This window comes from Streptococcus sp. 596553 (assembly GCF_900411395.1).
GTDB classification, from domain to species: domain Bacteria; phylum Bacillota; class Bacilli; order Lactobacillales; family Streptococcaceae; genus Streptococcus; species Streptococcus mitis_BA.
On record NZ_OXCQ01000001.1, the window covers coordinates 59,770 to 77,576 of the forward strand.

The 17,807-nt window shown below is 39.5% G+C and carries 18 protein-coding genes, 1 pseudogene and 1 riboswitch; of the genes and pseudogenes, 16 read left to right on the forward strand and 3 right to left on the reverse strand.

Annotated elements, in window-relative coordinates; translation table 11 throughout:
• The 5 genes and pseudogenes from DSY56_RS00265 to thiE all read left to right on the forward strand — a co-directional run bounded on the left by DSY56_RS00265 (nt 1) and on the right by thiE (nt 3,301).
• Nucleotides 1-651 carry an energy-coupling factor transporter transmembrane component T gene (locus DSY56_RS00265; RefSeq protein ID WP_112443459.1) on the forward strand — a complete coding sequence of 217 codons (651 nt, stop codon included), beginning with the start codon at nt 1-3 and terminating at the stop codon, nt 649-651.
• Between the two features lie 10 nt (nt 652-661).
• Nucleotides 662-1,354: a thiaminase II gene (gene tenA, locus DSY56_RS00270; RefSeq protein WP_112443460.1), complete on the forward strand. Its 693-nt coding sequence runs from the start codon at nt 662-664 to the stop codon at nt 1,352-1,354.
• Between the two features lie 4 nt (nt 1,355-1,358).
• Nucleotides 1,359-1,873 (forward strand): annotated as a pseudogene (gene thiW, locus DSY56_RS00275) (energy coupling factor transporter S component ThiW).
• Nucleotides 1,873-2,676 carry a hydroxyethylthiazole kinase gene (locus DSY56_RS00280; RefSeq protein ID WP_112443461.1) on the forward strand — a complete coding sequence of 268 codons (804 nt, stop codon included), beginning with the start codon at nt 1,873-1,875 and terminating at the stop codon, nt 2,674-2,676. The pseudogene thiW and the gene DSY56_RS00280 overlap by 1 nt, the downstream one beginning before the upstream one ends.
• Nucleotides 2,669-3,301, forward strand: coding sequence for a thiamine phosphate synthase (thiE, locus tag DSY56_RS00285; protein WP_112443462.1), 633 nt, complete (start codon nt 2,669-2,671; stop codon nt 3,299-3,301). Before DSY56_RS00280 ends, thiE begins: the two co-directional genes overlap by 8 nt.
• 200 nt (nt 3,302-3,501) lie before the next feature.
• Here thiE and thiD read toward each other — a convergent pair whose 3' ends face one another.
• Nucleotides 3,502-4,293: a bifunctional hydroxymethylpyrimidine kinase/phosphomethylpyrimidine kinase gene (thiD, locus tag DSY56_RS00290; RefSeq protein ID WP_112443463.1), complete on the reverse strand. Its 792-nt coding sequence runs from the start codon at nt 4,291-4,293 to the stop codon at nt 3,502-3,504.
• A gap of 83 nt (nt 4,294-4,376) precedes the next feature.
• A riboswitch (TPP riboswitch) is annotated at nt 4,377-4,475 on the reverse strand.
• Nucleotides 4,476-4,659: 184 nt separating this feature from the next.
• Here thiD and DSY56_RS00295 point away from each other — a divergent pair.
• The 10 genes from DSY56_RS00295 (at nt 4,660) to manA (ending at nt 14,863) form a co-directional block, all read left to right on the forward strand.
• Nucleotides 4,660-5,055: a CopY/TcrY family copper transport repressor gene (locus DSY56_RS00295; RefSeq protein ID WP_001167204.1), complete on the forward strand. Its 396-nt coding sequence runs from the start codon at nt 4,660-4,662 to the stop codon at nt 5,053-5,055.
• A 10-nt stretch (nt 5,056-5,065) separates the two neighbouring features.
• The gene (locus tag DSY56_RS00300) at nt 5,066-5,437 is read left to right on the forward strand and encodes a cupredoxin domain-containing protein (protein WP_000935061.1); all 372 of its coding nucleotides are present in this window, start codon (nt 5,066-5,068) and stop codon (nt 5,435-5,437) included.
• Between the two features lie 9 nt (nt 5,438-5,446).
• Complete coding sequence (locus tag DSY56_RS00305; RefSeq protein WP_112443464.1) at nt 5,447-7,690, forward strand: heavy metal translocating P-type ATPase; 2,244 nt, start codon at nt 5,447-5,449, stop codon at nt 7,688-7,690.
• A gap of 206 nt (nt 7,691-7,896) precedes the next feature.
• Nucleotides 7,897-9,672, forward strand: coding sequence for a pyruvate oxidase (gene spxB / locus DSY56_RS00310; RefSeq protein WP_112443465.1), 1,776 nt, complete (start codon nt 7,897-7,899; stop codon nt 9,670-9,672).
• A gap of 110 nt (nt 9,673-9,782) precedes the next feature.
• Nucleotides 9,783-10,130 carry a VOC family protein gene (locus DSY56_RS00315; protein ID WP_112443466.1) on the forward strand — a complete coding sequence of 116 codons (348 nt, stop codon included), beginning with the start codon at nt 9,783-9,785 and terminating at the stop codon, nt 10,128-10,130.
• Nucleotides 10,131-10,436: 306 nt separating this feature from the next.
• Nucleotides 10,437-12,434 carry a DUF1430 domain-containing protein gene (locus DSY56_RS00320; RefSeq protein ID WP_112443467.1) on the forward strand — a complete coding sequence of 666 codons (1,998 nt, stop codon included), beginning with the start codon at nt 10,437-10,439 and terminating at the stop codon, nt 12,432-12,434.
• Nucleotide 12,435: 1 nt separating this feature from the next.
• Nucleotides 12,436-13,071 carry a putative bacteriocin export ABC transporter gene (locus DSY56_RS00325; RefSeq protein ID WP_112443468.1) on the forward strand — a complete coding sequence of 212 codons (636 nt, stop codon included), beginning with the start codon at nt 12,436-12,438 and terminating at the stop codon, nt 13,069-13,071.
• Nucleotides 13,068-13,259: a hypothetical protein gene (locus DSY56_RS00330; protein ID WP_000850052.1), complete on the forward strand. Its 192-nt coding sequence runs from the start codon at nt 13,068-13,070 to the stop codon at nt 13,257-13,259. The genes DSY56_RS00325 and DSY56_RS00330 overlap by 4 nt, the downstream gene beginning before the upstream one ends.
• A 140-nt stretch (nt 13,260-13,399) precedes the next feature.
• Complete coding sequence (locus DSY56_RS00335) at nt 13,400-13,660, forward strand: SemiSWEET family transporter (protein WP_001291476.1); 261 nt, start codon at nt 13,400-13,402, stop codon at nt 13,658-13,660.
• 258 nt (nt 13,661-13,918) lie between these two features.
• Complete coding sequence (gene manA / locus DSY56_RS00340) at nt 13,919-14,863, forward strand: mannose-6-phosphate isomerase, class I (protein ID WP_112443469.1); 945 nt, start codon at nt 13,919-13,921, stop codon at nt 14,861-14,863.
• Between the two features lie 40 nt (nt 14,864-14,903).
• On the opposite strand, the gene DSY56_RS00345 is transcribed toward manA, so the two are convergent.
• Complete coding sequence (locus tag DSY56_RS00345) at nt 14,904-16,244, reverse strand: sodium-dependent transporter (protein ID WP_112443470.1); 1,341 nt, start codon at nt 16,242-16,244, stop codon at nt 14,904-14,906.
• Nucleotides 16,245-16,478: 234 nt separating this feature from the next.
• On the opposite strand from DSY56_RS00345, the gene DSY56_RS00350 reads away from it, so the two are divergent.
• Nucleotides 16,479-17,219: a MerR family transcriptional regulator gene (locus DSY56_RS00350; protein ID WP_112443471.1), complete on the forward strand. Its 741-nt coding sequence runs from the start codon at nt 16,479-16,481 to the stop codon at nt 17,217-17,219.
• Between the two features lie 41 nt (nt 17,220-17,260).
• Here the strand turns inward: DSY56_RS00350 and DSY56_RS00355 are convergent, their stop codons facing one another.
• Nucleotides 17,261-17,782: a DUF1697 domain-containing protein gene (locus DSY56_RS00355; RefSeq protein ID WP_112443472.1), complete on the reverse strand. Its 522-nt coding sequence runs from the start codon at nt 17,780-17,782 to the stop codon at nt 17,261-17,263.
• Nucleotides 17,783-17,807 lie beyond the last annotated feature (25 nt).

The following is a 17,807-nucleotide window of genomic DNA, read 5'->3' on the forward strand; positions in this document are numbered from 1 at the left end:
ATGGTCAAAGTAGCAACTCAGACACCGATTATCAGTCTCTTTTTGCTGATTTTATCCTTGGAAACATCTTTTATTCCTTCGATTGCTCTGAATCTTTCGGTAGTCGCATTCTGTATTCTCTTTATGCTCTATTACCGGCGATTTAAAATGTTAGCTTGGATGATTCTGCTTGCCATTTTGCCATCCTTTGCCAACTACTGGGCAGTTCAGTTACATGGAGATGCTTCGCAGGCAGTCATGCTTGGAACGAGGGCCTTTGTGACCGTTTGTATTGGTCTTGTTTTTGTTTCCTCTATTTCCCTAAAAGAACTTCTCTTGTACTTGGCTCAAAAGGGGTTATCACGGTCTTGGGCCTATGCCTTGATTGTGGTATTCAATTCCTTCCCCCTCATTCAGCAAGAAATCAAGTCTCTCAAGGAAGCTTGCCTATTACGCGGTCAAGAACTGCATTTTTGGTCTCCCTTGATTTACAGCAAGGTTCTGATGACAGTCTTTAGGTGGCGCCATCTTTACCTGAGAGCCCTGTCGGCGCATGGATATGACGAACATGCACAGGTGGAGAATCGCTATCGGACTTTTTATATTGCTAAAAAAACAAAATTAATCTACCTGCTTTTCTTTTTATTGCTTCAAACCAGTCTATTTTTATAAAGGAGTTATTATGGAATTTACAGATATTGCGATGGAATTATCCAAGGAAGCTTGGCAGACTTCCTTTCATCACCCCTTTGTATTACAGTTACAAGAGGGAAATTTAGATCCGTCCATCTTTCGCTATTACTTGATTCAGGATGCCTACTATTTGAAGGCCTTCTCAGAAGCCTATCACCTCTTGGCTGATAAGACTTCAAACCAAGAGATGAAAAGACTCTTGAAACAAAATGCTCAGGGTTTAGTGGAGGGTGAGTTATTTATCCGCCAACAATTTTTCAAGGAATTGGAAATCAGCGATCAGGAAATGGAGCAACATCCAATCGCTCCCACCTGTTATCATTACATTTCTCATATTTATCGACAATTTGCAGAGCCGAACTTGGGCATTGCCTTTGCAAGTTTGCTACCTTGTCCTTGGTTATACCATGATATAGGAAAATCACTTAATCTTAAACCATCACCAAATCCTCTCTACCAACAATGGATTGAAACGTATATTACGGATGAGTTGGAGCAACAGATTCGAGAGGAAGAAGCGCTAGTCAATCAACTCTATCGAGAAAGTGACGAGACAGACAAGAAAAAAATGCTAGATGCCTTCCACATCAGTGTTCATATGGAAGCCAAGTTTTGGGAAATGGCCTACCAACACCAGACATGGAAGAGCGATTTACAGTCTTTAGAAAAAGGAGAAGAATAGAAGCATGAGAAAGCACCAATTACAAGTTCACAAATTAACCATTTTATCTATGATGATTGCCCTTGATGTAGTTCTTACACCTATCTTTCGAATTGAGGGAATGGCACCGATGTCCAGTGTAGTCAATATTCTAGCAGGAATCATGATGGGACCTGTTTATGCCTTGGTTATGGCTACAGTGACAGCCTTTATCCGTATGACGACTCAAGGGATTCCACCTTTAGCTCTCACAGGAGCGACTTTTGGAGCCCTTCTAGCAGTAAGTATGGTCGAAAATTTTACTTTTCTGCCTTGGGAGAAATTTTGGGAACAGGTATTATTGGTTCTATTGTTTCCTATCCTGTCATGGTTCTCTTTACGGGATCTGCGGCCAAGCTCAGCTGGTTTATCTACACGCCTCGATTTTTCGGAGCAACCTTGATTGGTACAGCGATTTCCTTTATTGCCTTTCGATTTTTAATCAAGCAGGAATTCTTTAAAAAAGTGCAGGGATATTTCTTTGCTGAAAGGATAGACTGATGCAGGAATTGACAAATCCTTTTTCTCTGGAAACGAGTTCTCTTATTCACTGTATTACCAATGAGATTTCTTGTGAGATGCTGGCAAATGGGATTTTGGCTCTGGGATGCAAACCTGTCATGGCAGATGATCCCCGTGAGGTTCTTGATTTTACTAAGCAAAGCCAGGCTCTCTTCATCAATTTGGGGCATTTGTCAGCTGAGAAGGAAAAAGCAATCCGTATGGCAGCTTCTTATGCAGCTCAAGTTTCTCTTCCAATGGTAGTAGATGCGGTTGGCGTAACAGCTTCATCCATTCGTAAGGGACTAGTCAGAGACCTTTTAGACTATAGCCCTACGGTTCTTAAAGGAAATATGTCAGAAATACGAAGTCTTGTTGGCTTAAAGCACCACGGCGTTGGGGTCGATGCGAGTGCTAAAGATCAAGAAACTGAGGATTTGATTCAAGTCTTGAAAGACTGGTGTCAAACCTATACTGGTATGTCATTCTTAGTTACTGGCCCCAAGGATCTCATCGTTTCAGAGAATCAGGTTGCTGTATTGGAGAATGGCTGTGCAGAATTAGACTGGATAACAGGGACAGGAGATTTGGTTGGAGCTTTAACAGCCGTTTTTCTCAGTCAAGGAAAGACTGGTTTTGAAGCTTCTTGCCTAGCCGTCTCTTATCTCAATATCTCTGCTGAGAGAATAGTTGTTCAAGGAATGGGATTGGAAGATTTTCGTTACCAAGTACTCAATCAGCTTTCGCTCCTCAAAAGAGATGAAAACTGGCTAGATGCTATCAAAGGAGATATTTATGAATAGAGAGGCGCTTAGACTGTATCTGGTAACCAATCGCTACCAAGATTCCGTGGAAAGCTTTCTTGCAAAAGTTGAGACTGCCTGCCGTTCAGGTGTTACCATAGTCCAATTACGAGAAAAAAATCTCACAACCAATCAATATTATCAACTGGCAAAACAAGTCAAGGAAATAACAGATGGCTATCAGGTACCCTTGATAATCGATGATCGTTTGGATGTCTGTCTTGCAGTTGATGCTGCAGGTCTGCATATCGGAGACGATGAACTACCCGTTTCGGTTGCCCGACAAGTCTTGGGCCCTGACAAAATACTTGGTGTCACAGCTAAAACTGTAAAAAGAGCCCTAGAAGCGGAAGAATCAGGTGCGGATTACTTAGGGACAGGAGCCATTTTCCCGACTACGACCAAGGAAAATGCGCCTATCACCCTGATTTCAACCTTGAAAACAATTTGCCAAAGGGTCGCCATTCCAGTAGTTGCTATTGGAGGCCTGACTTCAGAGAACATTGACCAACTTATCGGCACGGGTATAGCTGGTGTAGCTGTAGTGCGTGATTTGATGCAGGCAGAAGATATAGAGGCAAAAACACAAGCTTTTTTAACAAAGTTGGATGACATTATTTTCTAATTAATACTCAATGAAAATCAAAGAGGAAGTTAGCCTCAGGTTGCTCAAAGCCCTGCCTTGAGGTTTTAGATAAGACTGACGAAGTCAGCTCAAAACAGTATTTTGAGGTTGCAGATGGAAGCTGACGTAGTTTGAAGAGATTTTCGAAGAGTATAAAAACTCTCTAATTCCCTTAAAGTGGGAACTAGAGAGTTTTTTTCTTAATCTTTAAAAGTTGTATGGTTGACTGGGCCAGAACCATGACCAAGTTGAGGAGCGTCTTGAATAGCTTTTGTGATAAAGGCCTTGGCCTTATCAACTGCCTGATAAAGGCTTTTTCCCTTGGCTAGTTCAGCCGTAATCACTGCAGCAAAGGTACATCCAGTACCATGGGTGTGACAGGTTTGAATTCTTGGACTTTCCCAGACAAATTGCTCATCCTTGGTAAAGAGGAAGTCTTTGGCACCGCCTTCGAGATGACCACCTTTGATGACTACAGACTGAGGACCAAATTCTTTTAAAATCAGGCGACCAGCACGCTGCATGTCTTCAGGATCATGGATTGAAAAACCAACAATCTCTTCTGCCTCAGGAAGATTTGGCGTAATAATCGTTGCTAGAGGTAGTAAGTTTGTTTTGAGATAGTCTCTAGCAACTGAGTCGATCAAGGCATCTCCACTTGTAGCAACCATAACAGGATCAAGGACATAGGGACAATCCAGTTTTTTAAGATAGGGTTGGATGATTTCCATGATTTCAGTAGTTGCCAACATTCCAGTTTTTACAGCCTGAGGTGGAATATCCGAAAAGACACTGTCCAATTGGGCTTTCAACATTTGAGGAGAAACGTGCTCAATCAATTGAACGCCTCTGGTATTTTGAGCAACAAGGCTAGTCACAACGGCCATTCCATAGACATCTCTCGCTTGGAACGACTTTAAATCAGCCATAATGCCAGCACCACCACTAGGGTCAGTCCCTGCAATGGTCAGAGCAACGGGTAAATAAGTCATCTAAAACCTCCCAACCAACTGAAGTTTGTATTCTTAAGAACAAGCTAATCTGTTTCAGGAAGGCAATAGAAGACTGCTAGTCCCCATTATCATTTCCACTTCCATCAGCTAGCATTACCTAGATTGAGTCAAAGGGATCTAACAGTCGTTAATCTCAGCTTTACGCACCCCTAGTGGTTGTTTTCTTTTTTTCTTTAGTATAGCATATTTTTATTGTTTATATAGTAATATTTGACTGCAAATCGTTTTTCAAATGATTAAAATTCTATTTTTCAAAGAAAAGATTGATTTTATAATTGACAAATGTAGATTTTGAGAGTATACTAATAACTGTAATCGACAAATGTAGATTTAGGAGGTGTGATTATGCAGATTTCAGATGCAGAATGGCAGGTCATGAAGATTATTTGGATGCAAGGAGAGCAGACCAGTACGGATTTGATCAGGGTTCTGGCGGAGCGGTTCGACTGGTCCAAGTCAACCATTCAAACTCTTTTGGCTCGTTTGGTTGAGAAAGAGTGCCTGACTCGGAAAAAAGAAGGCAAGTCCTTTGTCTATTCAGCCCTTTTAACTTTGGACCAAAGTCGAGACTTGCTTGTCCAAGATATTAAAGATAAAGTTTGTTCCCGTAGGATTAAGAACTTGTTGGCTGATTTGATTGCTGAATGTGATTTTACTCAGGCTGACTTAGAAGACTTGGAAGCTGTGATTTCAGAGAAGAAATCAAGCGCTGTAACAGAAGTAAAATGTAATTGTATGTAAAGGAGACGTCATGTTAAATAGTATTGTAACCATTATTTGTATTGCCCTTATCGCGTTTATCTTGTTTTGGTTTTTCAAAAAGCCTGAAAAATCTGGACAAAAGGCCCAGCAAAAAAACGGCTACCAAGAGATTCGAGTGGAGGTCATGGGGGGCTATACGCCTGAGTTGATTATCCTCAAGAAATCAGTGCCAGCCCGCATTGTCTTTGACCGTAAGGACCCTTCACCCTGTCTGGACCAAATTGTTTTTCCAGATTTTGGTGTACATGCGGACCTGCCTATGGGGGAAGAGTATGTAGTGGAAATCACGCCTGAGCAGGCTGGAGAGTATGGTTTCTCTTGTGGCATGAATATGATGCACGGTAAGATGATTGTAGAATAGGAGAATGATATGACTGAAATTGTAAAAGCAAGTCTTGAAAATGGTGTTCAAAAAATCCGTATCACGGCAGACAAAGGTTACCATCCAGCCCATATCCAGCTTCAAAAAGGGATTCCCGCTGAGATTACCTTTCATCGAGCAACTCCTTCAAACTGTTATAAGGAAATTCTTTTTGAAAAAGAAGGCATCTTGGAACCAATCGGCGTAGATGAGGAGAAAGTCATTCGTTTTACACCTCAAGAATTAGGTCAACATGAATTTTCTTGTGGCATGAAGATGCAAAAGGGAAGCTATACAGTCGTTGAGAAGACTCGAAAATCTCTATCACTTTTACAGCGTTTTTGGATTACTAGTATCTTTACTGTGCCTCTTGTGATCCTCATGATTGGGATGTCGACAGGAGGAATTACTCACCAAGTCCTGCGTTGGGGAACCTTTTTAGCCACAACACCGATTATGCTAGTAGCAGGTGGTCCTTATATCCAAAGTGCTTGGGCTAGTTTTAAAAAGCACAATGCCAACATGGATACCTTGGTTGCTCTGGGAACCCTAGTGGCCTATTTCTATAGCTTAGTTGCCCTCTTCGCTGGTCTCCCCGTTTACTTTGAAAGTGCTGCATTTATCTTCTTCTTCGTTCTTATGGGAGCCGTTTTTGAGGAGAAAATGCGGAAAAATACTTCCCAAGCTGTGGAGAAATTACTTGACTTGCAGGCTAAAACAGCAGAGGTATTGCGAGATGAACGCTATGTTCAAGTTCCTTTGGACCAAGTCAAGGTAGGCGACCTGATTCGGGTGCGACCTGGTGAGAAGATTGCTGTTGATGGGGTTGTAGTAGAAGGTGTGTCCAGTATTGACGAATCCATGGTGACAGGTGAGAGCCTACCAGTGGACAAAACAGTTGGAGATACTGTCATTGGCTCAACTATCAATAATAGCGGAACGCTTATTTTTAGAGCAGAAAAAGTTGGTTCAGAGACTGTTTTGGCTCAGATTGTCGATTTTGTAAAGAAAGCTCAGACAAGTCGTGCGCCGATTCAGGACTTGACGGATAAAATTTCAGGGATTTTTGTCCCAGCAGTTGTCATTTTAGGGATTGTGACCTTTTGGGTTTGGTTTGTCTTGCTCAGGGATAGTGTAGTCGTGCTTGGAGCGAGTTTTGTCTCTTCTCTTCTCTATGGGGTGGCTGTTTTGATTATCGCCTGCCCTTGTGCCTTGGGTCTTGCAACACCGACAGCCCTTATGGTGGGGACAGGACGCAGTGCCAAGATGGGAGTTCTCCTCAAAAATGGAATGGTTCTACAGGAAATCCAGAAAGTCCAAACTCTTGTCTTTGATAAGACTGGAACTTTGACGGAAGGGAAGCCTGTGGTAACAGATATCATCGGCGACGAAGTAGAAGTGCTTGAATTGGCAGCTTCCTTGGAAGAAGCTTCTCAACACCCACTGGCTGAGGCTATTGTTAAGCGAGCGACTGAAACTGGACTTGTGCTTCACACTGTGGAAAATTTCCAAGCCTTGCACGGAAAAGGTGTCTCAGGGCAAATCAATGGAAAGCAAGTTTTGCTTGGAAATGCTAAAATGCTGGATGGTATGAACATTTCTAGCGCTTATCAGGAAAAACTAGAAGAACTGGAAAAAGAAGCTAAGACAGTTGTGTTCTTGGCTGTGGACAATGAAATCAAAGGCTTGCTTGCTTTGCAAGATATTCCCAAGGAAAATGCTAAGCTTGCCATCAGTCAGTTGAAAAAGCGTGGTCTTAAAACAGTCATGCTGACAGGAGACAATGCAGGTGTGGCGCGTGCTATTGCCGATCAGATCGGAATCGAAGAGGTCATTGCAGGTGTCTTACCAGAAGAAAAAGCCCATGAAATCCATAAACTACAAGCGGCTGGAAAAGTAGCCTTTGTTGGGGATGGTATCAATGACGCTCCTGCCCTCAGTGTAGCAGATGTGGGGATTGCTATGGGAGCTGGAACAGATATTGCCATCGAGTCAGCAGATTTAGTGTTGACAACCAATAACCTCCTAGGCGTGGTGCGTGCCTTTGACATGAGTAAGAAAACCTTTAATCGAATTCTGCTCAATCTTTTCTGGGCCTTCATCTACAATGTCGTCGGAATTCCGATAGCAGCAGGAGTCTTTTCTGGTGTTGGACTGGCTCTCAACCCAGAACTGGCAGGTCTAGCCATGGCCTTTAGTTCTGTATCTGTTTTGACCAGTTCTCTTCTCTTAAACTTTACTAAAATAGACTAAAAGTAATGACTAGATTTCTTTGTTATAAAACAGGGGTGACAGCATTTTCAAAACTGTATTAGAATAGAGAATAGAGAGTTTTGAGCAGATTTTTAGAAAAGTCAACATAAATATGATACAGTGGAATAGTAAAAGTTTGGAGAACGTTTCCAATTCTATGTAATCGTATTCTCCAAGTCTAAAAAAATTGAAGGAGAGTTATCACTATGACTCAAGGGAAAATTACTGCATCTGCAGCAATGCTTAACGTATTGAAAACATGGGGCGTAGACACAATCTACGGTATCCCATCAGGAACACTCAGCTCATTGATGGACGCTTTGGCTGAAGAAAAAGATATCCGCTTCTTGCAAGTTCGCCACGAAGAAACAGGTGCTCTTGCAGCGGTTATGCAAGCTAAATTCGGTGGCTCAATCGGAGTTGCAGTTGGTTCAGGTGGTCCAGGTGCGACTCACTTGATTAACGGTGTTTACGATGCAGCTATGGATAACACTCCATTCCTAGCGATCCTTGGATCACGTCCAGTTAACGAACTCAACATGGATGCTTTCCAAGAATTGAACCAAAACCCAATGTACAACGGCATCGCTGTATACAACAAACGTGTAGCTTACGCTGAGCAATTGCCAAAAGTAATCGACGAAGCTTGCCGTGCTGCAGTTTCTAAAAAAGGTCCAGCTGTTGTTGAAATCCCAGTAAACTTCGGTTTCCAAGAAATCGACGAAAACTCTTACTATGGATCAGGTTCATACGAACGTTCATTTATCGCTCCTGCTTTGAACGAAGTTGAAATCGACAAAGCTGTTGAAATCTTGAACAATGCTGAACGTCCAGTTATCTATGCTGGTTACGGTGGTGTTAAAGCTGGTGAAGTGATTACTGAATTGTCACGTAAAATCAAAGCACCAATCATCACAACTGGTAAAAACTTTGAAGCTTTCGAATGGAACTATGAAGGTTTGACAGGTTCTGCTTACCGTGTTGGTTGGAAACCAGCCAACGAAGTGGTCTTTGAAGCAGACACAGTTCTTTTCCTTGGTTCAAACTTCCCATTTGCTGAAGTTTACGAAGCATTTAAGAATACTGAAAAATTCATCCAAGTTGATATTGACCCTTACAAACTTGGTAAACGTCATGCCCTTGACGCTTCAATCCTTGGTGATGCAGGTCAAGCAGCCAAAGCTATCCTTGACAAAGTGAACCCAGTTGAATCTACTCCATGGTGGCGTGCAAACGTTAAGAACAACCAAAACTGGCGTGATTACATGAACAAACTCGAAGGTAAAACTGAGGGTGAATTGCAATTGTATCAAGTTTACAATGCAATCAACAAACATGCTGATCAAGACGCTATCTACTCAATCGACGTAGGTGACACTACTCAAACATCTACTCGTCACCTTCACATGACACCTAAGAATATGTGGCGTACATCTCCACTCTTTGCGACAATGGGTATTGCCCTTCCTGGTGGTATCGCTGCTAAGAAAGACAACCCAGATCGCCAAGTATGGAACATCATGGGTGACGGTGCATTCAACATGTGCTACCCAGACGTTATCACAAACGTTCAATACGATCTTCCAGTTATCAACGTTGTCTTCTCAAATGGTAAATATGCCTTCATCAAGGACAAATACGAAGACACAAACAAACACTTGTTTGGTTGTGACTTCTCTAATGCTGACTATGCGAAAATCGCTGAAGCGCAAGGTGCTGTAGGATTTACAGTTGACCGTATCGAAGACATCGATGCAGTTGTTGCAGAAGCTGTTAAATTGAACAAAGAAGGTAAAACTGTTGTGATCGATGCTCGCATCACTCCACACCGTCCACTTCCAGTAGAAGTACTTGAGTTGGATCCAAAACAACACTCAGAAGAAGCAATCAAAGCCTTCAAGGAAAAATACGAAGCAGAAGAACTCGTACCATTCCGTCTCTTCTTGGAAGAAGAAGGATTGCAATCACGCGCAATTAAATAATTTCTCTCGCCGAAAATCAAATATAAAACTTGTAGATTTTATTCTTTAATTTTCATAGAGAGAAACTTGAAAAGATCGGAGCAATCCGGTCTTTTTATGGAGGATAGTAAATGGATTTAAATCAATTAGATATTATCGTTTCAGATGTTCCCCAAGTCTGTGCTGACTTGGAGCATATCTTGGATAAAAAGGCAGATTATGCTGATGATGGTTTTGCTCAGTTTACGATTGGCAGTCACTGTTTGATGTTGTCCCAAAATCATTTGGTTCCTTTGGAAAATTTTCAGTCAGGAATCATTATTCATATCGAGGTTGAGGATGTAGACCAGAACTACCAACGGTTGAAAGAACTTGGTATCCAGGTTTTAAACGGTCCAACTGTAACCGATTGGGGAACAGAATCCTTGCTTGTAAAAGGTCCAGCTGGTCTAGTGATTGATTTTTATCGTATGAAATAAGGAGCTCAGTCATTTGACGTTAACCTTAGCTATTTTTAAAACAGAAATTGAGAATAGGAACTATTGAAAGATCGGAGCAATCCGGTCTTTTTATATAAAGAAATTGCATATAAATAGTTGATAGCGTTTTCTTAAAGTCATATAATAAAAATATAAAAGCAGAAAATAAGATTGATATGGAAAGGAGAAATGTTTTTTTAACAGCTGTTGTAAGTGGATTTTCTTATTTCACTGGAAGTTGGGATTGGAATATATCCATGAATAGATAGAGAGCAACCTTTTTAAAAATGTAGAAAGGAGTAGTCTATGTATAACATACTAAAACGAAGCCTTGCAACTTTTTCCTTTGTTTTAATTGCTTTTGTTAGCCTTTTCTTTATTAGCCAATATAAAAGTGAAATGTTGGGTGGATACAGTAAGATGATTTCTGTAGAGAAATCTACTACTACCATTAAGAAGGATTTAGAAGAGATTGCAAAAGATAAACAGAGTGTTTTAGCTCGTAGGATTGTTTCTGTAAAGGATAATGTTAGGGGAAAGACAGAAAATACCTATATACCAATTGGAGGTGAACTACCTGTAGATTTACCATTACAACAAGATCAAAACCTAATCCAAAATGCATCTGATGATACCTTATATTTGATTGTAAGAGGAAACTTAAGTGCACAGGAACTAGCACAAACTTTAAACCAAAAAGGACATCAAGCAATTGTTGAACAATCAAGTTCTGGTTTGACTTTGTTAAAGGTATTTTTGACTTATCCTCAATCGATTACTTTTACATTAGTTTTGATAATTGCTTTTGGGACTCTGACACTAGCTGACTACATAGCCAAACTGCGTTCTGTAAGTATAGAACGATTGTCAGGTAGAGGGAAATATCAAATTGCTTTGAGAAATATTAGCAAAGATAGTATTTTCTTAATATTGATAGCAAGTATAGTTTATTTAGCGACAGTTTTATTCTTATTCTCTACTAGAACTGTAAACATTTTGTCCTTAAGTCTAGTATTTTATCCTTTGCTTTCTTGGTTATTTCTTTTACTTTTTTTAAATTTCTTTTTATCAAATATTTTTTACCATATTTTACAAAAGCAAGCTCTTAATCTATCCATAAAAGGTAAGGCACATTTGCATCTTGTGTTCATTTTGGTTATTTTGACGCAGTTACTATCTCTTTTAATCGTGATGTATAGCGTTTATGGTGTTGTTAACTTAAATCAACAATTGTCAACATTACAAGTGGGACGAGATGAATGGAGTAAGCATTCTAATTATTTTGCTACTAATGAATTATATACTGGAGAGTCAAATAAAGACAGAGAAGCAGAAGTAGCTTTTTATTCAGAACTTAGTCAAAAAACAAATCTCCTTTATATAGATACAAATTTAGATAGAATTGCTTTTCAAAAGAATTCTTCAGCTAATTCTTATTATCCTACCCCAGATATGGTATCAAATGAAATTCGTGTGAATCGACGTTTTATTGAAACAAGTGGCATTCAGTTGAGTATGGAAGCTCAAGTATTCTTTGAACAAATGGGAGATTTTGATCGTCTCGTTTTAATACCTAAGAATCAAGAATCAAACTTTTCAGAATTACATAAGGCTTGGTTGCGATATGAACAAAAAGGCTTTGCTCCAGACGATGCTCCTGTAAAAAAGAAAGATCCTAATGAGAAAATTGAGATAGCCACTTATCAAGGCGGTGAAAATCTATTTGTTTACCCAATCTTTACTTCGGCTAATTACTTAGTGAATCAAAATGCTTTTGTTCATGAACCAATTATTACTGTGTTTGGCTCTGCTTATGAAAATAGAACAATTCGCCAATTTTCTTTGGCACATTATATTTTTGATAAACCCGAGGTAGTGAAAGAATTGATTTCTAAATACAAGTTAACAGCTAGTATTGGTAGTTTTTCAAATGGCATGTATTCATTTGAAAATAGAATTCAAAAAGTAGAGACAGATAGATTTATATTATTTTTTGCGATGATGATTAGTTTTGTGAGTTCCATTTTATTGATGGTGTTACTAAACACTCTTTACCTCTATCAAGGGCGCAAAACTTATTTCATTGAGAGATTAGCAGGTAAGTCACTTTTTGAAATTCATCATGTTTATTTTTCAATTTTATCTAGTAGCTATATTTTTTGTACTTTATTGTCGGTAATATTAGGCTTTAATTTGTTTGTGATTTCTATTCCTTTGCTCTCATTGCTATTATTTACAGGAATTTTTCTTCTTCAACTGAGACAAGATAAAAAGGCTAATATTTTATATCTAAAAGGAGGTTAGTATGATTGAATTGAAAGATATTTGTAAACAATTTGATGATTATGTTATTTTTAAAGACTTTAATTATCAATTTCATGAAGGTCAGACCTATGCTTTGATAGGTGAGTCTGGAGCAGGCAAAACAACTCTTTTAAATATTATAGGTAAATTAGAAACTGTCCAAAGTGGCTCAGTAGAAGTTGATGGTAAGGACTTAAAACAAATTAAGGAAAAAATCTATTTTAAGGATTATGTAAGCTACTTATTTCAAAATTATGGTTTAATTGAGAATAAGAGTATTAAAGATAATTTAGAACTTGCATTTATTGGGAGAAAAGAAAGCAAAAAAGAACAAGAAGCTCTTATGAGAGAAGCTTTGAAACATGTTCATTTACAATTAGATTTAAAACGTAAGATTTTTACTCTTTCAGGTGGTGAAGCACAGCGTGTCGCAATTGCTAAAATAATGTTGAAAGATTCCCCAATAATCTTAGCAGATGAACCAACAGCCTCTCTTGATAGTAGGAATAGTCGTGAAATTATTGACCTTATTCTTGGATTACGAAATGAAAAACGTACGATTATTATTGCAACTCATGATAGTAGTGTATATGAACGAATGGATCAGGTTGTAGAAATTAGAAAGGAAAAGATATGAAAACAAAATTTAGTTTAACAACAATTTTTTTCCAAGTAATGATTTTTGGTTCTTCTCTCTTTGTAATACTGACTCAGTTTGGCTTACTGCGTCAACCTACAAAGCTAATTATACAGATGATTTGCTTACTAAGTTTGTTATCTTTAGCTATTGCGATTTGGAATTATGTACGTGAAGAAAAAGACTGAACAGATCGGAGAAATCCGGTCTGTTTCTTATTACAAGACTGTGATAGTTTACATTTTTATAACAAAACTCTTAAAGTCTTGCTTGTTTTTGTATTAAATTATAAAATAGAAAGTATAAAAGAATAAAAGAGGTTTTGAAAATGTCTGAAAAACAAATGAAAGTGTTGGGCTGGGTAGCGACCTTTATGTCTGTTATGATGTATGTGTCATATTTCCCACAAATCATGAATAATCTTGCCGGTCAAAAAGGCAACTTCATTCAACCCCTAGTCGCAGCTATCAACTGTAGTCTCTGGGTTTACTATGGTCTTTTCAAGAAGGAAAGAGATATTCCACTTGCAGCTGCTAATGCACCAGGTATCGTTTTTGGTTTAGTAACGGCTATCACAGCTTTGATTTAAAAAGGAGACTGCTTTCAGTCTTTTTATTTTATGAAAATAGATGCTTCATTAAAGTAATTTTTGAATGAGAGTTGAGGGAACAAGTCCAGTTACAGCTAGCTTTACGAGAGTCTTTTATGTTCGTCTCTATCAAAGAAAAAAGTATATCGTTACTATTTTTATAAAATCTTCTCTCTACTTTATAAGATGTTAAAAAGAGTTCAAATGGAACTTTTTTTTTGCTATAATGAAGGAAGAAAAATCAGACAGGAGATCAAGATGTCAGAACCGTTATTTTTACAATCAGTTATGCAAGAAAAAATCTGGGGTGGAACCAAGCTACGTGATGAGTTTGGATACGACATCCCAAGTGAAAAAATCGGAGAATATTGGGCCATCTCAGCCCATCCAAATGGTGTCTCTAAAATTGCCAATGGTCGTTTCGAGGGAACAGATCTAGCTACTTTGTATGCAGAACACCGTGAATTGTTTGGCAATCGTCCAGAACCTGTATTTCCACTTTTGACCAAAATCCTCGATGCCAACGACTGGCTCAGCGTCCAAGTTCACCCAGACGATGCTTATGGACTAGAGCATGAAGGCGAACTCGGAAAAACAGAGTGTTGGTATATCATCGCTGCGGATGAAGGTTCAGAGATTATCTACGGTCACAATGCCAAGTCAAAAGAAGAACTCCGCCAGCAAATCGAAGCTAAAAACTGGGATGGTCTATTAACAAAAGTCCCTGTTAAGGCTGGAGATTTCTTCTATGTGCCAAGTGGGACCATGCATGCTATCGGTGCAGGTATCTTGATTCTTGAAACCCAACAATCTAGTGACACCACCTATCGCGTCTATGACTTTGACCGCAAGGACGACAAGGGCAACTTGCGTGAACTTCACCTTGAAAAATCCATTGATGTCTTGAACATTGGTGAGCCAGCAAATAGCCGTCCTGTGACTGTCAAAGCTGATGATTTGCGTTCCACTCTCCTTGTATCCAATGATTTCTTTGCAGTTTACAAGTGGGAAATTACTGGAGAAGTTGACTTCGAAAAGACAGCTGACTACAGCTTATTGAGTGTCTTAGCTGGTCAAGGTCAACTGACTGTTGACGGAAAAAACTATCCAATCCAAAAAGGCAGCCACTTTATCCTACCAAGTGATGTTGAAGTTTGGACCTTAGAAGGGCAAGGTCTGGAATTGATTGTTAGCCATCCATAAAAAAGAAAGGGCCTGAGTTCACTACTCAAGTCCTTTTTGATTACATAAATTGGGCGATAAAAACCACGATGATGATAATTGGAATGACGAAACGAAGAAGGAAGAGCCATACTTGGAACAGTCCCTGTTTCCATGCTCTTTCATCGAGATGGAGTTCCTCCATAGCAAGTGTCTTCTTAAAGATGTAGCCAGTAAAGAGTGAAAGGCAGAGAGCTCCAAATGGCATAAGGAGATTGGAAACCAAGAAGTCCATAGCGTCAAAGAAGGTCTTCCCAAAGATGTGAACATCCGCCATAACTCCATAGGATAGGGCCGAAGGAATTCCAAAGACAAAGGTCAAGATTCCCAAAATCACACTCCATTTGGTACGCTTGCTGTTGTCCTGATTGGTGATATTACCCACATTGATTTCCAGCATAACGACAGAAGAAGTGACTGTCGCAAAGAGGAAGAGCAAGAGGAAGAGGATGTAGAAAATGGTTCCAAAAGGCATCTTGTCAAAGAGTTGAGGCAGGACGATAAAGAGCAAGCTTGGTCCCCCTTCAGACTGGATATTGAAGGCTGACATGGCTGGGAAAATGGCTAGACCTGCCATGATGGATACTGAGATATTCATGGCTACAATGGAAATCCCTGATTGGACAAGATTGGTTTTCTTGTCCAAGTAGGAAGCGTAGGTCAGCATGGCTGTAACCCCTAGTGAGAGGGCGAAGAACGATTGTCCCAGAGCATAGAGGAGACCAGCACTAGTCAGTTTTGAAAAGTCTGGTTTGAGGAAGTAAAGAACGCCTTCCATGGCATTTGGCAAACTGAGAGAGCGCCCGATGATGATAACAAAGATGATAAAGAGCAGGGGCATCATAATCTTGGATGCTCTTTCAATCCCTTTCTGAACACCACGTGATACAATAAAGATATTCAACAGGATAAAGGCTGCTTGAGCTCCTAGGGCAATGGCTGGATTTGAAATGATTGAAGTAAATAACTGAGCATAATCACCCGTTCCACCAAGTTGGAACAATTTTCCAAACTCAATGCCTAGATAAACCAGAATCCATCCCCCAATAACACTGTAAAACGATAAGAGGATAAAGAGGGCAAAGGCACCAATCCAACCGATGAAGTTGTACTTGCTATTCTTGCCGAGTTTTCCAAAGGTTTTGATTGCTGAGACACCAGCGCTTCGGCCGAGGGCAAATTCTGCAAGCAAAAGGGGGAAACCGATTAGAATAGTGGAGATGAGAAAGACCAGTAAAAAGCCTCCTCCGCCATTAGCAGCAGTCATATAGGGGAATTTCCAAACGGCACCAAGTCCGATGGCTGAACCAGCAGATGCTAGGATAAAGCCCAATTTAGAACCCCATTGCGATTTTTCAGACATAGTTAAACTCCTAAAATTAGTGTTACAAAAGAAAAAGCTACTGCCCTTGGCAACTAGCCTCATAAGTACTCAAAATGAGCGTTTCTTTTGATTGATAGACTTGACTATCCTATCATGTTTTCTAAGGTCTGTCAAGAAAACCATTTTCATGTTATGATAAAGTAAAAAAATTCGCAAAAACGCTTGACTCTGACCTAAGGGGAGGGGTTATACTATCATTGTAAGGAGGAAATCATGTACCATATAAAAGAAGCTGCGCAGCTTTCGGGAGTCTCTGTCAAGACCCTGCACCACTACGATAAGATAGGACTCTTAGTTCCTTTAAAGTCGGGAAACGGCTATCGAACCTACAGTCAGGAGGATTTGGAGCGACTTCAGGTCATTCTTTACTACAAATATCTAGGCTTTTCTTTAGAAAAAATAGCAGAGCTATTAAAGGAAGAAAGGACAGATTTATTGCCTCATTTGACTAGGCAGTTGGACTATTTGACTCAAGAAAGGGAACATCTGGATACCTTGATTTCAACCTTGCAGAAAACCATTCAAGAACAAAAAGGAGAAAGAGAAATGAGCATTGAGGAAAAATTCACTGGATTTAACTACCAAGACCATCAAAAATACCACCAAGAGGCGGTAGAGAAATATGGACAAGAAGTCATGGATCAAGCGCTGGAGCGCCAGAAAGGTCACGAAGACGAGGCTACTACTGCCTTCAACCAAGTTTTTCAAGCCTTGGCACAAAATCTTCAAGCTGGTCTACCGATAACAGCGTCTGAAAACCAAGAAGAAGCAGACAAACTCTTGCAAGCCATCCGTACTTATGGATTTGACTGCTCTATCGAGGTCTTTGGTTATATTGGAAAAGGCTACGTCTATAATCCAGAGTTTAAGGAAAACATTGATAAATTTGGTTCTGGAACAGCCCAGTATACATCAGATGTTATTGCCCACTATGTCCAAACTCAGACAAAATAAAATCGGAGGAGTATTCTTCCGATTTTTACTAAATTCAAGTACTACTTGCTTAATAATTTTTCTACCACATTTAGTTTTCGCATGGTCAAATCTACATTGAAAAGTTTTTCAAGATAGTTAGTATTGAGCTTTTTTTGTTTTGCAGTTCTAGGGAGATAGAGGTAGAGACAGTGATTACCGACACAAATTTCTTCTTCGCCGTAATCCATTTTTAATTTTTCTAAAGGGAGACTTTGAATAGGTTCTTGATAAAAAATCACGTGTACACGGTCATAAAGATAGTGTTCTCCAAACGGATTTTCTTGGACAATGTTTTTAAAAATATCCTTATTCTTAATGATTATTTTGAGATCGGCTCCAATCTTTTCCTTTATTAGAGTATGAACCTGTTCTCGTATTTCTTCGAGAGCTAAGTTACTTTCAAGAATAATATTTCCACTTTGAATATAAGTTCGAACTTGTTGAAAACCAGCTTCTGTCAAGATATCTACTAGATAAGACATTTTAGGGATAGCATTTTTTCCATTAGGAGTAACTCCCCTTAACAAGATAATATGTTCCAAAGGACTTCCTTTCTTTTGGGGCGGA

Bases quoted from the DNA above. Each gene is read 5' to 3' on its own strand.
- DSY56_RS00335 (WP_001291476.1), top strand. From the start codon at position 13,400: ATGTCTGAAAAACAAATGAAAGTGTTGGGCTGGGTAGCGACCTTTATG.
- DSY56_RS00280 (WP_112443461.1), top strand. From the start codon at position 1,873: ATGCAGGAATTGACAAATCCTTTTTCTCTGGAAACGAGTTCTCTTATT.
- DSY56_RS00320 (WP_112443467.1), top strand. From the start codon at position 10,437: ATGTATAACATACTAAAACGAAGCCTTGCAACTTTTTCCTTTGTTTTA.
- DSY56_RS00295 (WP_001167204.1), top strand. From the start codon at position 4,660: ATGCAGATTTCAGATGCAGAATGGCAGGTCATGAAGATTATTTGGATG.
- DSY56_RS00300 (WP_000935061.1), top strand. From the start codon at position 5,066: ATGTTAAATAGTATTGTAACCATTATTTGTATTGCCCTTATCGCGTTT.
- DSY56_RS00305 (WP_112443464.1), top strand. From the start codon at position 5,447: ATGACTGAAATTGTAAAAGCAAGTCTTGAAAATGGTGTTCAAAAAATC.
- DSY56_RS00350 (WP_112443471.1), top strand. From the start codon at position 16,479: ATGTACCATATAAAAGAAGCTGCGCAGCTTTCGGGAGTCTCTGTCAAG.
- thiD (WP_112443463.1), bottom strand. From the start codon at position 4,293: ATGACTTATTTACCCGTTGCTCTGACCATTGCAGGGACTGACCCTAGT.
- manA (WP_112443469.1), top strand. From the start codon at position 13,919: ATGTCAGAACCGTTATTTTTACAATCAGTTATGCAAGAAAAAATCTGG.
- thiE (WP_112443462.1), top strand. From the start codon at position 2,669: ATGAATAGAGAGGCGCTTAGACTGTATCTGGTAACCAATCGCTACCAA.
- DSY56_RS00325 (WP_112443468.1), top strand. From the start codon at position 12,436: ATGATTGAATTGAAAGATATTTGTAAACAATTTGATGATTATGTTATT.
- spxB (WP_112443465.1), top strand. From the start codon at position 7,897: ATGACTCAAGGGAAAATTACTGCATCTGCAGCAATGCTTAACGTATTG.
- tenA (WP_112443460.1), top strand. From the start codon at position 662: ATGGAATTTACAGATATTGCGATGGAATTATCCAAGGAAGCTTGGCAG.
- DSY56_RS00330 (WP_000850052.1), top strand. From the start codon at position 13,068: ATGAAAACAAAATTTAGTTTAACAACAATTTTTTTCCAAGTAATGATT.
- DSY56_RS00315 (WP_112443466.1), top strand. From the start codon at position 9,783: ATGGATTTAAATCAATTAGATATTATCGTTTCAGATGTTCCCCAAGTC.
- DSY56_RS00265 (WP_112443459.1), top strand. From the start codon at position 1: ATGGTCAAAGTAGCAACTCAGACACCGATTATCAGTCTCTTTTTGCTG.
- DSY56_RS00345 (WP_112443470.1), bottom strand. From the start codon at position 16,244: ATGTCTGAAAAATCGCAATGGGGTTCTAAATTGGGCTTTATCCTAGCA.